The sequence below is a fragment of the Rhodospirillales bacterium genome, assembly GCA_016712595.1.
Lineage (GTDB): Bacteria > Pseudomonadota > Alphaproteobacteria > Rhodospirillales > Defluviicoccaceae > Defluviicoccus.
The window spans coordinates 678,711-692,176 of sequence record JADJQT010000002.1 but is presented as its reverse complement, the minus strand read 5'-3'; the positions used below and the strand labels follow the sequence as shown (position 1 = coordinate 692,176).

Sequence of the window (13,466 nt, the reverse complement as noted above, 5' to 3'; positions counted from 1 at the left end):
GATGCAAGGTCAGACGGGTTAGGCAACGCCGCTGGCAAACTCAAGCGGCAATGCGGGCGGCCGAAACAGCGCCCAGGAATCGAGCAGCGCGATAAATTCGCCTGATGGAAGGGGAGGTGTAAAATACTGTCCATGTGCCGTAGCACAGCCAAAAGATTTAAGTAAGGAGAGCTGCGCTACCGTCTCGACACCTTCGGCGATGACACGAAGACCAAGCCGCTGCGCGACGGCGATCAAGGCGTCGATCACTTTGGCATGACCTTGATCATCGAGCATAGCACCGATAAACGATGGATCAATTTTCACCGCGTCGAGTGGTAAGCGTGAAAGAGCGTTGATTGACGCGCCGCCAATACCGAAGCCGGAGACCGTGAAACGGACTCCGAAGGACTTGAGCTGACGAACGATGGCGACAATTTCGTTGGTCGCATCAATCAGCAGACGCTCGGCAAGTTCCAGTTCGAGGCTGGTCGCATCGAGGCCGCTGGCAGCGAGCTCCCGCCGAACGCTGTCGAGCAGCGATGCGTCTCGAAACTGATGGCAAGAAACCGGAACCGACACATTGACGTCGGTATGACCGCGATCCATCCACTGGCGCGCGTCCGCGCAGCTTCGCCGCATCATCCATGCGCCGATCGTCGTCATGAGGCCGGATTCCTCGGCAATGCGCAGAAACTTGCCGTGACCAACCTCGCCGAACTGCGGATGCGCCCATCGCCCCATCGCTTCGCCAGCGACAATCGCTCTCGACGTCAGGTCGACGATCGGGCGGTAATAGATCGACAGTTCATCGCGCTCGATCGCGCGGCGCAGGTCCGATTCCAAAGGTTTCGCACGTTTTCCGCGTCCGGACGGATCGTCGCAAAACAGGCGAACCGTTCCCCGCCCCTCGTTCTTGGCGACGTACATCGCGGCATCCGCGTGCTTGATCAGGGTTTCGGCGTCGTCCCCGTGCTCAGGGTAGATAGAGGCACCGATACTGGCGCCGGCGAGGACCGCTTTGCCGCGCAGGATGAAGGGCTGCGCCATGGCGGCGACAATCCGCTTGGCGACGACGAGCGCATCGGCTGAGGTCTGAATGTGCGGCAGGATGACGGCGAACTCATCCCCGCCAAAACGCGCGGCGGTGTCTTCCTCGCGAGTAACCGACTTTATCCGTTCGGCGGCACGAAACAAAAAATCGTCGCCAATCGCATGGCCAAGGGTATCGTTGATTTGCTTGAAATGATCAAAGTCGATGAACAGGACACCGATTTTGCCCCCGCGCCTGCGAGCGCCACGGATCGCGCGCTCCAGGCGATCGAGCGCCAGCGATCGATTGGGCAGGCCGGTGAGCGCATCGTAATTCGCTTGAAACTGCAGCTTGGCTTCGATGCGCTTGCGCAGGGTGATATCGACGACACTCGCCTGGGTCGCGTGCGCACCCTTCCAGGGAATTCGTTTGAACTGCGCCAGCACGAAGACGTCTGAGCCGTCGAACCGCCTGCCGCGCACCTCGATGCACCGCGACCCGCCCTCCCCGTCGTCCGCCACCCCGATCTCGCCGTCTTCGCCGTCCGCGTCGCATTGTAAGGTGCCGGAAACGCCAAAGACACCGCCGTTCGTGGAGCTTGCGTCGGCACCAATCACCTCGGCAATCCGCCGCCGATCCTCCACAGGCCACAACGCGTCCCATTGATCAAGCCCGGTAATGTCTTGCGAGTGTGTGTATCCGAAAATATCCGTAAACGTCTGGTTTGCGAAGACCGGTCTGCCGTCCTGTTCGATACAGACGCCAAGCAAAGATGATTCGACGATGGAGCGATACCGCTCCTCGCTCGCACGTAGCTCATCTTCAGCATTCTTACGCGCCGTCATATCAACTTGAATACCGATATAATGGGTAAGCGCTCCATCGGCATCACGTACCGGTGATATCCGAATATTTGCCCAATATAGATCTCCATTCTTCTTTTTATTATATAATTCTCCTAGAAAATCTTTTCCTTCTGATATTGTTTTCCACATTTCTTTGTAAAAATCTATGGGTATCAGATTTGACTTTAGCAAAGCCGGGGTATTTCCAATACATTCTTCGCTTGAATAACCTGTTAGCTGTGAAAAGCTCTTATTTATATATTCGATTACACCGTTAGTATTTGTAATATGTATCGCTGTGGAACTTTGTTCGACCGCGTGCGACAGCTTTCGAAGCTCCAGTTTTGCTTTGTGGGTTTCGGTAATATCGTCAATGCTGACGAAAGCGTGCGGTACGCCGTCGACCAGAAACATGCGTGCTGACAAGAGCCCGAAACGGCACTGCCCGTCCTTGCGAACAAGCGAGTGTGGTCTGTCGCGCATGCTGCCGGTCGCGATCAACGATTGTCGCCATGCGTCCCGCTCCAGCGCCGACGCCCAGAAACCCATCTCGACCGATGACCGACCGATCAGCTCGCGCCGCGAACAACCGATGTATCGCTCCATCGCTTCATTAACGTCAAGCAACAGGCCGTCTGCGAGGCGGCTGATGGCGATGGCGCTGGTGGATGTGCTGAAAGCGATACGCAAGCGCTCCTCGGCCTCGCGCCGGCGACGCCGATCTTCAACTTCGGCGGTGATATTGCAACCGGTTCCACGATAGCCACGGAACGCACCCGTGTCGTCGAACACCGGAACCCCGCTGACACTCAGATGAACCTCGGCGCCGTCGGCCGTACGGACACGATAGCAGAAATCGCGAAACGGGCGGCGAGCCTGCAGGTCGGCGAAATGGCTTTGCCAATCCGCATCCGGGTCCCGGTCGGCGCCGAGATCGCCGCGTTTCTTGCCAATCATATCGCGGGCGGGGATTCCCATGCGCTGGTCCATTTCCTCGGAGAACCAGATGAATCGCAGATCGGCATCCGTCTCCCAGAACCATTCGGAACTTGCCTTGGCGAAGTCGCGCAGTCGGTGCGCGCGCTCTTCGAAATCTGCGCCCGAAAAATCGACGGCTTCGAGAGCATTCATGCGTAAAGCGCTCCGGCTGGGGGAACGCCGCGCGGACCGGGTGCCGACCGCTGGCCGGGGAACCCCGGGCGTATCCGACCTGCGTTCTTTCTTGCTGCCATGAACGCGCTCCACGCTAAGGATGTCCTGACGCTCTGACAGCCCGCTTTGTTCGCGCTCAAAGCGCAAGGACCGCTAAATCGCTCAGTGAGACCAATCGTAGCGTGAAAGTGCTAATGCGATCTTACCGCAGCGTCGAACACGTCGCATTCAAACACCGCTCCTCGCAACAAGATCCGGCGCTCATTCCTCCTCAGGCGCGGTCGCGACCATGGACGGGCGGATCATGATCATGCTGTACCAGTCGCCCAGCATTGTCCGGCCAATCCGCCAGTCCTCCTGGCTGTAACGGAAGTCGAGCCAGCCGAGACAGCAGCCGACCGCAATCTGGCCAATGGTAATCTGCGGGCGAAAGCGTGGCACCTCACGTTCCAGCATGTCGAGCCCCCGCGTGACCTTGCTTTTCTGCCGCTCGATCCACGCCGGCGACTGTTCTCGTTCGGGGCGCCTGGATTCCAGCCAGCGGGCGGTAGCAGCATCGAGAATGCCCTTACCGAGCGCCATCAGCCGCAACGTCCGCCAACGCTGCGGCACGTCTGTCGGAAACAGCTTGGGTCCGTCATGCAGGCTGTCGAGATATTCGCAAATGACCGACGAATCGAACAGCGACAGGCCGTCATCGGTCACCAGTGTCGGAACTTTGCCGAGCGGATTTTCGCCGAGAAACTCCGCCTTTGGGGAACGGTGGTCCGTCGTCACCCGTTCGATGCGATCGCTCAAGCCGGTCTCCAGCGCGGTCACCGTAACCATACGCACGAACGCAGAAGTAGAGGAATAGCGAAGCTTCATCTCAAGGGTCCCTTACGAATCCGTAAGATCGGCAAGAAGGATCGGCAGCAACAGGGACGAACCGCTGTATCGCCGGCTACCTCTCAGAACACGTCCTTACGCCGGCGGATCGTGGCAAACGTGGCAACGGCGTCACCGACGGTTCCGACCGCCGCCTGCAGTCCCGGATCATCGGCGCGCAAAAAGGGGTTCGTCGCCCGTTCGATGGCAATGGGCGAAGGAACCGTCGGCTGTCCGCGCGTGCGCAAGGCGCGCACGTCCTCGGCACGCCGGAGCAGGGCCTCGTTGTCCGGATCGATGGAACAGGCGAAACGGGCGTTGCTCTCGGTATATTCATGGGCGCAAAAAGCGCGAGTGGCGTCCGGTAGCGCGCGCAGTTTGAGCAGGCTCGCCCACATTTGCGCTGGCGTTCCCTCGAACAGGCGCCCGCAACCCAGCGAGAACATCGTATCTCCGCAAAACACCGCCGCAGAATCGGCGAACCAGTAGGCTATATGGCCCAGGGTATGCCCGGAAACATCGAGCACCCGTGCCCGCGACGATCCCAGCGCGACCTCATCCCCTTCCTCGACGGCCAGATCGATACCGGGAATACGCGCCGCATCATGACGGTTGCCGACGATGACACATCCGGTCACCCGCTTCAGCGCGAGATTGCCGCCGACGTGGTCGTGATGATGGTGGGTGTTGAAAATGTGCGACAATTGCCAGCCGAGCCGCTCAAGCGCCGCCAGAACCGGCGGCGCAACGGCGGGATCAATGGCGGCACAGGCTCCTGTCTGCGCGTCGCGTGCGAGATAGATGTAATTGTCGCTTAACACAGGGATCTGCTCGACTTGCAAGCTGGCCAACTGCTCCATTTCACCGCCCCTCGTCCCGCGACAGCGCCCTTTGTTCCGATGCAAGACTATCACCGCCCGCACCGGCTGCGCTAGATTGGCCGGATCATGTGGTCGGATGCGGTTGATCTCCGGGATTTTTATGCATCTTCGCTCGGACGCGTGGCGCGACGGATGATCGGCCGGCGCGTTCGCGCGCTCTGGCCCGACGTTCGCGGTCTCGGCATCCTTGGCCTCGGCTACACCTCGCCGTTTCTCGGCGTCTTTCGTGCCGAGGCACAAAGGGTTGTGGCAATGATGCCGGCGGCACAGGGCGTCCTGCCCTGGCCGATCGATGGGCCGAACCTGACGGCGCTCGCGGACGAAACCGCCTTGCCGCTTCCGGATCGAGCGTTCGACCGGATCCTGCTGGTACACGCCCTCGAATGCGCCGAATGGACGCAGCCGATGATGCGCGAGATCTGGCGGGTGCTGGCCGACGGTGGCCGGCTGATCGTCGTCGTCCCCAACCGCCGTGGACTGTGGGCCCGCTTCGAGAATACGCCGTTCGGCCACGGACGCCCCTATTCGCCGCGCCAGCTCTCCCGGGGTCTGCGCGATTCGCTGTTCACCCCTTATCAGTTGACGGCAGCTCTGTTCGTGCCACCCATCGCCTCGCGCATGCTGATCTCGTCCGCCGGGGCCTGGGAAGAGATTGGGTTGCGCTGGTTCCCCTCCTTCGCCGGGACCTTCGTCGTCGAGGCCAGCAAGCAGATCTATGCGGGCGAACTGTTGGCGACGGCGCCCCGATCGCGCGCCTACGCCCCGATCGCGGCGCCCTGATCGGCCCCGGATCTCCATCGAGCGGGCCCCGCCAACCGCGGCCGTCGTCCCCAACCCCACCGCGGCGAGGAACTGCGTCGATCTATCCGATGACGCGCGACGGACGGTGCGCAGACTCATCGCGGCAAAGCAGGAACACCGCCTGTTCGCCCAGCAGGTTGGCGAGCACAAGCCCTGAGCCCAGCCGTCTCGGCGTGCCGGTCTGATCGAGGAAGAGGCCGCGTTCGATACGCGCACCGAGGTCCTTGCAGACGACGACGAAATCGCGGATCGAGCAGAGGTGGATGTTGGGGCTATCGTACCAGGCGTGAGGCAACACACCGCTCGACGGCATGCGGCCGCGGGTGAGCAACTGCCAGCGCAGCCTCCAGTGAGCGAAATTCGGCATCGAGACGATCGCCCGATTGCCAATTCGCAAAAGCTGCTGAAGCATCATTTTCGGCGCGCGCATGGCCTGAAGCGTCTGGCTGAGCACGACATAATCGAATGCCTGATCGGGGTAGTCGAACAGATCGGTATCCGCGTCACCCTGGATAACCGACAGTCCGGCACTGACGCAGGCGTTGACGCCGTCGCTGGAAAGCTCGATTCCGCGACCGTCGACCTGCTTGAACTGCACTAGGTAGTCGAGCAGCGCGCCGTCGCCGCAACCGACGTCGAGCACGCGCGCGCCTGGATCGATCATATCGGCGATCAGTTGCAGATCGACTCGGATGGCCGAAGATTGCTCCATCAGGCGGCGCTCGACGTCGGCGCAAGGCCGCAGTGTTGCGCCGCGCCGTTGAGAAAACCGGCGAGGACCCGACGAAAGTCCGGCTCGTCGAGCAGGAATGCGTCGTGACCGCTGTTGGAGACGATTTCGGCATAGCTGACGTTGGCGGCAACGGCATTCAGTGCGTGGACAATCCGCCGGCTCTCGATCGTCGGGTAGAGCCAATCCGAGGTAAACGACAGAACGCAAAATCGTACCGTTGTTTCACGGAAAGCGTTCGCTAGAACGCCGCCATGCCGCGCGGCAATATCAAAGTAGTCCATCGCCCGCGTAATGAACAAATACGAATTTGCGTCAAAGCGCTCGACGAACGACTGCCCTTGATGTCGCAAATAGCTCTCGACCTGGAAATCCGCGTCGAAGCCGTACTTGATGTTCTCTCGGTCCTGCAACTTGCGTCCAAACTTCTCATGCAGTTTGGTTTCAGACAGATAGGTGATGTGCGCCGCCATGCGGGCGACGGCGAGACCCGCGACCGGTTTGCGGCCATGCCGCCAATACTCGCCCTGCTGCCAGTCGGGATCAGCCATCACCGCCTGCCGTCCAACCTCGTGGAAGGCAATATTCTGGGCGGAGTGATGGGCCGCGGTCGCGATCGGCACCGCCGCGAACAGCCGCTTGGGATAAAGTGACGCCCATTCGAGCACCTGCATGCCGCCCATCGATCCGCCGATGACGGCGAACAGCCGCTCGATGCCGAGGTGATCGAGCAGCATCGCCTGCGCCCGTACCATGTCGGCAATGGTGACGACGGGAAACGACAGCCCCCAGATTTCGCCGGTCTCGGGATTGACCTCACTGGGACCGGCGGAGCCCATGCAGCCGCCAAGCACGTTGACGCAGATCACGAAATACCGGTCGGTATCAATCGTCCGGCCCGCACCGACCATGTCCGACCACCAGCCGGGCTTGCCGGTCAGCGGATGCGGCTCGGCGACGAAATGATCGCCGGTGAGCGCGTGACAGACGAGCACGGCGTTCGTTCGCCCGGCATTGAGCCGCCCGTAGGCTTGATAGGCGAGCGGGAAGGCACGCAGCTCCGCGCCGGAATCGAGCCGCAGCGGCCGGTCCGTGCCGAGGATAACGCGGTGACCGGGCAACGCGAATGCCTCACCCGGACCGTGAAGGCGTAATCCGGTGTAACTGATCATCGATGAATGAGAAGACCTTCCGATGGATGCAACGCCGCGGCGAGTTTGGCGGCAACGTTTTCTTTGCTTTCGTCCAATCGTATCATTATGAGTGGGGAGACGTCGATAGCGTCAGCCCTTTTGCCCAATACCCCCGCGCCGAAAGCCAGGATGAGCAGCGAACGAACCCTCGCGGAAGTCCGGAGCGAGATCGACTCCATCGATGACGCCATCCAGGACCTCCTGATCCGTCGTACACAGCTGGTCAGCGAGGTCCGAGTAATCAAGCATGACTGGCGGGTGAAAATTCAGCCCTCCCGCGAGGCGGAGATTCTCTATCGCCTGGTCAAGCGTCACAGCGGTGCGTTTCCTAAGCGCGATCTCGTCGCAATCTGGCGGGTGCTGATCTGCGCGACACTGTCGTTCGAGGGACCGTTCTCCGTCGCCGTCTACACTCCGGCGAACGAAACCGGCTACTGGGACTTGGCGCGCGATCACTTCGGACCTTGCACGCCGGTGACGCGCCACACATCCGTGCGTTCAGTCATCGAGGCAGTCCACCGGCAGGACGCGATCGTCGGCGTGCTGCCGATGCCACGCCTCGACGATACCGACCCCTGGTGGCGTCATATCGTGACCAGTCACCCGGAGGCGCCGAGAATCATCGCCCGCCTGCCGTTCGTCGACTTCGGCGCCGGTCGGCGAACCGGAGCGGAAGCGCTGGCGATCTGCCCGGTTTCCGTCGTACCCACCGGACGCGACCGGTCGTACCTCGTCGCCGAAACCGAAGAGCGGCTGGGCCTCAACCAATTCACCCAGGCGCTGCAGGAGGCCGGCCTGACCTCGACGTTTGCCACCGTCTGGCGAGACGAGGGTCAACCACAGTCGTGGCTCTACCTGAGCGAGGTTGACGGCTCGCTCGCCACCGACGACGCGCGCCTCGACATCCTGCGCCGTACCATCGGCAAGCCGCTCAAGCGGCTCCAGCCGATTGGCGGCTACGCCCTGCCCATCCCGCCGGACGTTCTGGGGCCGGCACCGGCAGCGGCGCCGCAGCCGGCGCTGCCGGCCAGACAGCCGAAGAGTGAGGATTCATCTGCTTGACGGTATTTCCGACTCCCCGACCGGGGATCCTTGATATCGCCCCTTACGTCGGCGGGGAGTCGACCGTTCCCGGGGTCAACCGCATCACCAAACTCGCCTCGAACGAGGGGGCATTCGGACCTAGCCCAAAGGCCGTCGAAGCGATGCACGCGGCGGCACTGACCGCGCATCGTTATCCCGACGGCGGCTGCCACGCGCTGCGCCGGGCGCTCGCCGCCGCGTTCGCGCTCGACGCCGAGCGTATCGTATGCGGTGCCGGTTCGGATGAGCTGCTGACGCTGCTCGCGCGCGCCTATGCCGGCCCAGGCGACGAAGTGCTGTACACCGTCCATGGTTTCTTGATTTATCCGATCGCGGCCCAGGGAGCCGGGGCAACGCCGATCGCCGTGCCCGAACGCGATCTGCGGGCGGATGTTGACGCGCTGCTGGCGGCGGCGACGCCGGCGACGCGCATCGTCTACATCGCCAATCCGAATAATCCGACCGGCACCTACCTGCCCGCGAGCGAGATGCGACGACTACGCGAGGGCCTGCCACCGGCTGTGCTGCTGGTGGTCGACGCCGCCTATGCCGAGTACGTCGCGGCGAGCGACTATGAGACCGGGATCGACCTCGTCGACGACTTCGCCAACGTTGTCGTTACCCGGACATTCTCCAAGATCTATGGTCTGGGCGGCGCGCGCCTCGGCTGGGCGTATGGCCCCCCGGCGGTCATCGATGTCCTCAACCGGTTGCGCAATCCCTTCAACGTGCCGAGCCTGGCGCAAGCGGCGGGCATTGCTGCCCTTGCTGACCAGGCTTTTGTCGAACGCGCACGCGAGCACAATCACCAATGGCGGGCGTGGACGGCGGACGCCCTGCGCAATCTTGGCCTCGTCGTCCCGGAAAGTCATTGCAACTTCTTGCTGGTTCGTTTCCCGACCTCGCCGGATCGCGATGCGATCGCTGCGGATACTTATCTCAAGCGCCGCGGCATCATCGTCCGACGCATGACGTCATATCGACTGCCGGATTGCCTGCGCATTACCATCGGATTGGAGGACGACATGCGCGCCTGTGTTGCCGCTATAACTGATTTCCTTGGCGGCAGCGCGTGAGCGACGCAGACGTGACCCTCGTCACCCCGCACTTTGAACGAATCGCCCTGATCGGCATCGGCCTCATTGGCTCGTCGCTCGCCCATGTCGTGCGCCGCGACGCGCTCGCCGATCACATCGCCGTGTGCGCGCGGACGCACGCGACGCTGGATACCGCGCGCGCACTCGGCATCGCCGATTCCACCACAACCGACCCGCGTGCCTGCGTTGACGGCGCCGATCTTGTCGTCCTGTGCGCCCCCCTCGGCGCCTACGCCGCGATCGCTAAGGCGATCGCACCGGGCCTTCGGCCGGGGGCGATCGTCACCGATGTCGGCTCGGCCAAGGAAAGCGTCATCGCCGATGTCGGCCCGCATATTCCCGAGGGCGTGCATTTCGTCCCCGGCCATCCGATCGCCGGCACCGAGCACTCGGGGCCGGAGGCCGGATTCGCCGAGCTGTTCGCAGGGCGCTACTGTCTGTTGACCCCCCCCGCCGGCACGGACGCCACCGCCGTCGCCCGTATCGAAGCGCTGTGGAAGCAGGCGGGAATGACCGTGCAGGTGATGCCCGCCCACCATCACGACCGCGTGCTGGCGATCACCTCGCACCTGCCGCACCTGATCGCCTACACCATCGTCGGCACCGCGACCGATCTCGAAGATCAGGTGAAATCAGAGGTGATCAAGTTTTCCGCCGGCGGCTTTCGTGACTTCACCCGTATCGCCGCCTCCGATCCGGTGATGTGGCGCGACATCTTTCTCAACAATCGCGAGGCCGTGCTCGAGATGCTGGCCCGCTTCACCGAGGATCTCACCGCGTTGCAGCGGGCGATCCGCTGGGGCGAGGGCGATGTATTGCAGGAGAAGTTCGCCCGCACCCGGGCAATCCGCCGCGGCATCGTCGAAGCAAAGCAGGCCTAACGGAGCGCATCGGCCACCCCTCGCCCGATTCAACCACGCCCACGGTAGGTCGGCACGCCCTGATCAGGAAGCCACAGCCCCTCCGGCGGCACGTCTGTCTGCCAGAAGACGTCGATCGGAATGCCGCCGCGCGGATACCAGTAGCCGCCGATACGCAGCCAGCGTGGCGCCGCCGCGGCAATGATCTTGGTTGCGACATCGAGCGTGCAGGCCTCGTGAAAGCCCGGATGATTTCGAAAGCTGGCAAGGAAAAGCTTCAGCGATTTCGATTCCACCAGCCGCCCGGCGGGCACGTAGTCGATCACCAGGTGGGCGAAATCCGGCTGCCCGGTGACCGGACACAAGGTGGTGAACTCCGCGCAAGTGAAGCGGACAAGGTACGTTGCGTCCGGGTGCGGATTGGCGACCGTCTCTAGCACGGCCGCATCGGGAGACGCGGCGACCACGGTCGCCCGACCGAGCTGCGTGAGTGAAATCTCGTGTGCGTCGCTCATCGCCCGTTGCTACTGGCGCCGGACGGCATGCCGTCATTGGGGGTATCGCAGTTCCGGCTCTGGGTACAGAGGTACCGCCCGGAGTTGTACAGTGTCTGGCCAACCACCTGAACGAACTCCTGCGGCGTGCATGCGGCCGCCACCAGACTGGCGAGCAGGAACGCGACCGGCATCTGCTGCTTGACCATCTCATCTCACTCTTCGTCGGCGCTGCACCGGGCCGTGATCGGCTCGATGTCGCCCGCTGCATACGTGTGCGCGAACGCGGCGCTGAACGCAGCAAAGCGCCCGACCCTGATCGCCGCGCGCATCTGCGCCACCAAGGACTGATAATAGGCGACGTTGTGCCAGGACAGCAGTATGGCGCCGAGGATTTCGTTGGAGCGCACGAGATGGTGAAGATAGCCGCGGCTATACTCGCGGCTGGCCGGGCAATCGAGGCTCTCGTCGAGCGGCCTCGGATCGTCGGCATGGCGGGCGTTGCGCAGGTTGACGGGACCATTGCGGGTGAATGCCTGCCCGGTCCGGCCCGAGCGCGTCGGCAACACGCAGTCAAACAGATCGATCCCGCGCGCGACCGCACCGACGAGGTCGTCCGGCTTGCCGACGCCCATGAGATAGCGCGGCCGGTCGCTGGGTAGCAGCGGCGCCGTCCGATCTAGAATGGCGAACATCGTCTCCTGCCCCTCGCCCACCGCCAAGCCGCCGACAGCATAGCCGTCGAAGCCGATCTCACGCAGCGATGCGGCGGATTCGGCGCGCAGATCGGCATGGACCCCGCCTTGAACGATCCCGAACAGACCGTATCCGGCACGTGGCACGAACGCGTCCTTGCTGCGCTCCGCCCAGCGCATCGAGCGCCGCATCGACGCTGCCGCTTCCTCCTCGCCGACGCCGAAACGCGGACACTCGTCGAGCACCATCGAGATGTCCGCATCGAGCAATCGCTGGATGTCAATGGCGCGAGCCGGTGTCAGACGGTGGCGGGAGCCATCAACATGGCTGCGGAAGGTCACGGCATCTTCGTCGATCGTGCGCAGCGCGGCGAGCGACATCACCTGATAGCCGCCGGAATCGGTGAGAATCGGCCCCGGCCAACGCATGAATACATGCAGCCCGCCGAGGCGCGCGACACGCTCGGCGCCCGGCCGCAGCATCAGGTGATAGGTGTTGGCCAGAACCATGCCGACATCGCTCGATGCCAGCATTTCGGGGGTCAACGCTTTAACGCTCGCCGCCGTTCCCACCGGCATGAACGCCGGCGTCGACAGAGTGCCGTGCGCCGTCTCGATCTCGCCACAGCGCGCCTCGCCGTCGGTCGCCAGCAGGCGAAATCCGATACCGCTCACGACGCCACCGCGCGATCGAGAAGGCAAGCATCTCCATAAGAGTAAAATCGATACCCCCGCTCGATCGCGTGCGCATAGGCCTCGCGCATGCGCTGGGTACCAGCAAAGGCACAAACCAGCATGAACAGCGTCGAACACGGCAGATGAAAGTTGGTCAGCAAACGATCCACGATGCGAAAGCCAAAGCCGGGGGTAATAAAGAGCGACGTCTCGCCCGACCATTCATGCACGTCGCCGCGTTCGTCCGCCGCTGTTTCCAACAGACGCAGCGACGTCGTGCCGACCGCGATCACTCGCCCGCCGTCGGTGCGGCAGCGAGTGATCGCGGCGACAGCGGCGGCGCCGATCTCGCCGGTTTCACTGTGCATGATGTGGTCTTCGAGGCGTTCCGTCTTCACCGGCAAGAACGTTCCGGCGCCCACGTGCAGGGTAACGCAGGTCATGGCGATGCCGGCCGCTTCAAGCGCGGCAATCAACGCCGGCGTAAAATGAAGCCCCGCCGTCGGCGCGGCCACCGCCCCCGGCCGGTCGGCGAAGACCGTCTGATAGTCCCGCCGGTCGCGTGGATCGAGCGCGTTGCGGCGAATGTACGGCGGGAGGGGTGCTGCGCCGTGCGCCTCAAGCGCCTCCGCCAGCGCGGCGTCGTCCTGCGCCAAGTCGAGCAATACCGCGCCGTCCGCTCGCTTCGCCACCACCTTGGGTGCGAATCCACAGGCGACGTCGATACGATCCCCCGGCTTGAGCCGGCGCGCTGGTTTGGCGAGCGCCCACCACACCCCAGCTCCGTGCCTCTCGATGAGCGTGGCCTCGATGCGCACGGAACCGCGCCACCCGAACAGCCTTGAGGCGATGACCCGGGTATCGTTAAGGACGAGAAGGTCACCCGGGCGCAATAGACGCGGCAGGTCGGTGATCGTCTGGTCATCGCGCGTCTCGCCCACGGTCAGCAGGCGAGCCGAGTCCCGCGGCACCGCCGGTCGCTGAGCAATGCGGTCGGTGGGCAGGGAAAAATCGAAGTCCTCGCGTTTCATCCGGTCACGCGCGCAGGGGCGTCAAGACGCCGGCGTCCTGCCGGGCAGAA

The 13,466-nt window shown here is 63.2% G+C and carries 13 protein-coding genes; 4 read left to right on the top strand and 9 right to left on the bottom strand.

Features of this window, described 5'->3' with window-relative positions:
* Positions 1-18: 18 nt before the first annotated feature.
* From IPK66_15065 to gloB, 3 genes are all read right to left on the bottom strand, one after another.
* Positions 19-2,988 carry an EAL domain-containing protein gene (locus tag IPK66_15065; GenBank protein MBK8176536.1) on the bottom strand — a complete coding sequence of 990 codons (2,970 nt, stop codon included), beginning with the start codon at positions 2,986-2,988 and terminating at the stop codon, positions 19-21.
* 282 nt (positions 2,989-3,270) lie between these two features.
* A complete protein-coding gene (locus IPK66_15060) occupies positions 3,271-3,876 on the bottom strand; it encodes a glutathione S-transferase N-terminal domain-containing protein (protein MBK8176535.1) in 606 nt (201 codons plus the stop codon).
* Positions 3,877-3,959: 83 nt separating this feature from the next.
* Complete coding sequence (gene gloB / locus IPK66_15055) at positions 3,960-4,727, bottom strand: hydroxyacylglutathione hydrolase (protein ID MBK8176534.1); 768 nt, start codon at positions 4,725-4,727, stop codon at positions 3,960-3,962.
* 96 nt (positions 4,728-4,823) lie between these two features.
* Between gloB and IPK66_15050 the strand changes: the two genes are divergently transcribed.
* Positions 4,824-5,537, top strand: a complete 714-nt coding sequence (locus IPK66_15050) for a methyltransferase domain-containing protein (GenBank protein MBK8176533.1) — start codon at positions 4,824-4,826, stop codon at positions 5,535-5,537.
* A gap of 82 nt (positions 5,538-5,619) precedes the next feature.
* Here the strand turns inward: IPK66_15050 and metW are convergent, their stop codons facing one another.
* Together metW and IPK66_15040 are read right to left on the bottom strand one after the other, a co-directional pair.
* Positions 5,620-6,270 (bottom strand): methionine biosynthesis protein MetW, encoded by a 651-nt coding sequence (gene metW / locus IPK66_15045; protein MBK8176532.1) that lies wholly within the window; start codon positions 6,268-6,270, stop codon positions 5,620-5,622.
* Positions 6,270-7,460: a homoserine O-acetyltransferase gene (locus tag IPK66_15040; protein ID MBK8176531.1), complete on the bottom strand. Its 1,191-nt coding sequence runs from the start codon at positions 7,458-7,460 to the stop codon at positions 6,270-6,272. The genes metW and IPK66_15040 overlap by 1 nt, the downstream gene beginning before the upstream one ends.
* 150 nt (positions 7,461-7,610) lie before the next feature.
* Here IPK66_15040 and IPK66_15035 point away from each other — a divergent pair, with 150 nt between their 5' ends.
* Genes IPK66_15035 through IPK66_15025 form a run of 3 tightly spaced genes read left to right on the top strand, consistent with a single transcriptional unit; the run spans position 7,611 to position 10,542 of the window.
* On the top strand, positions 7,611-8,543 hold the full coding sequence (locus IPK66_15035; protein MBK8176530.1) for a chorismate mutase: 933 nt from the start codon (positions 7,611-7,613) through the stop codon (positions 8,541-8,543).
* Positions 8,540-9,640 carry a histidinol-phosphate transaminase gene (locus IPK66_15030; protein MBK8176529.1) on the top strand — a complete coding sequence of 367 codons (1,101 nt, stop codon included), beginning with the start codon at positions 8,540-8,542 and terminating at the stop codon, positions 9,638-9,640. The genes IPK66_15035 and IPK66_15030 overlap by 4 nt, the downstream gene beginning before the upstream one ends.
* An 11-nt stretch (positions 9,641-9,651) precedes the next feature.
* Positions 9,652-10,542 carry a prephenate/arogenate dehydrogenase family protein gene (locus IPK66_15025; protein MBK8176528.1) on the top strand — a complete coding sequence of 297 codons (891 nt, stop codon included), beginning with the start codon at positions 9,652-9,654 and terminating at the stop codon, positions 10,540-10,542.
* Between the two features lie 29 nt (positions 10,543-10,571).
* On the opposite strand, the gene queF is transcribed toward IPK66_15025, so the two are convergent.
* The 4 genes from queF to queA are packed head-to-tail and all read right to left on the bottom strand — an operon-like array spanning position 10,572 to position 13,416.
* On the bottom strand, positions 10,572-11,036 hold the full coding sequence (gene queF / locus IPK66_15020; GenBank protein MBK8176527.1) for an NADPH-dependent 7-cyano-7-deazaguanine reductase QueF: 465 nt from the start codon (positions 11,034-11,036) through the stop codon (positions 10,572-10,574).
* Positions 11,033-11,209 carry a hypothetical protein gene (locus tag IPK66_15015; GenBank protein MBK8176526.1) on the bottom strand — a complete coding sequence of 59 codons (177 nt, stop codon included), beginning with the start codon at positions 11,207-11,209 and terminating at the stop codon, positions 11,033-11,035. The genes queF and IPK66_15015 overlap by 4 nt, the downstream gene beginning before the upstream one ends.
* Before the next feature lie 21 nt (positions 11,210-11,230).
* Positions 11,231-12,385 carry a tRNA guanosine(34) transglycosylase Tgt gene (tgt, locus tag IPK66_15010; GenBank protein MBK8176525.1) on the bottom strand — a complete coding sequence of 385 codons (1,155 nt, stop codon included), beginning with the start codon at positions 12,383-12,385 and terminating at the stop codon, positions 11,231-11,233.
* Positions 12,382-13,416: a tRNA preQ1(34) S-adenosylmethionine ribosyltransferase-isomerase QueA gene (gene queA / locus IPK66_15005; protein ID MBK8176524.1), complete on the bottom strand. Its 1,035-nt coding sequence runs from the start codon at positions 13,414-13,416 to the stop codon at positions 12,382-12,384. The genes tgt and queA overlap by 4 nt, the downstream gene beginning before the upstream one ends.
* Positions 13,417-13,466 lie beyond the last annotated feature (50 nt).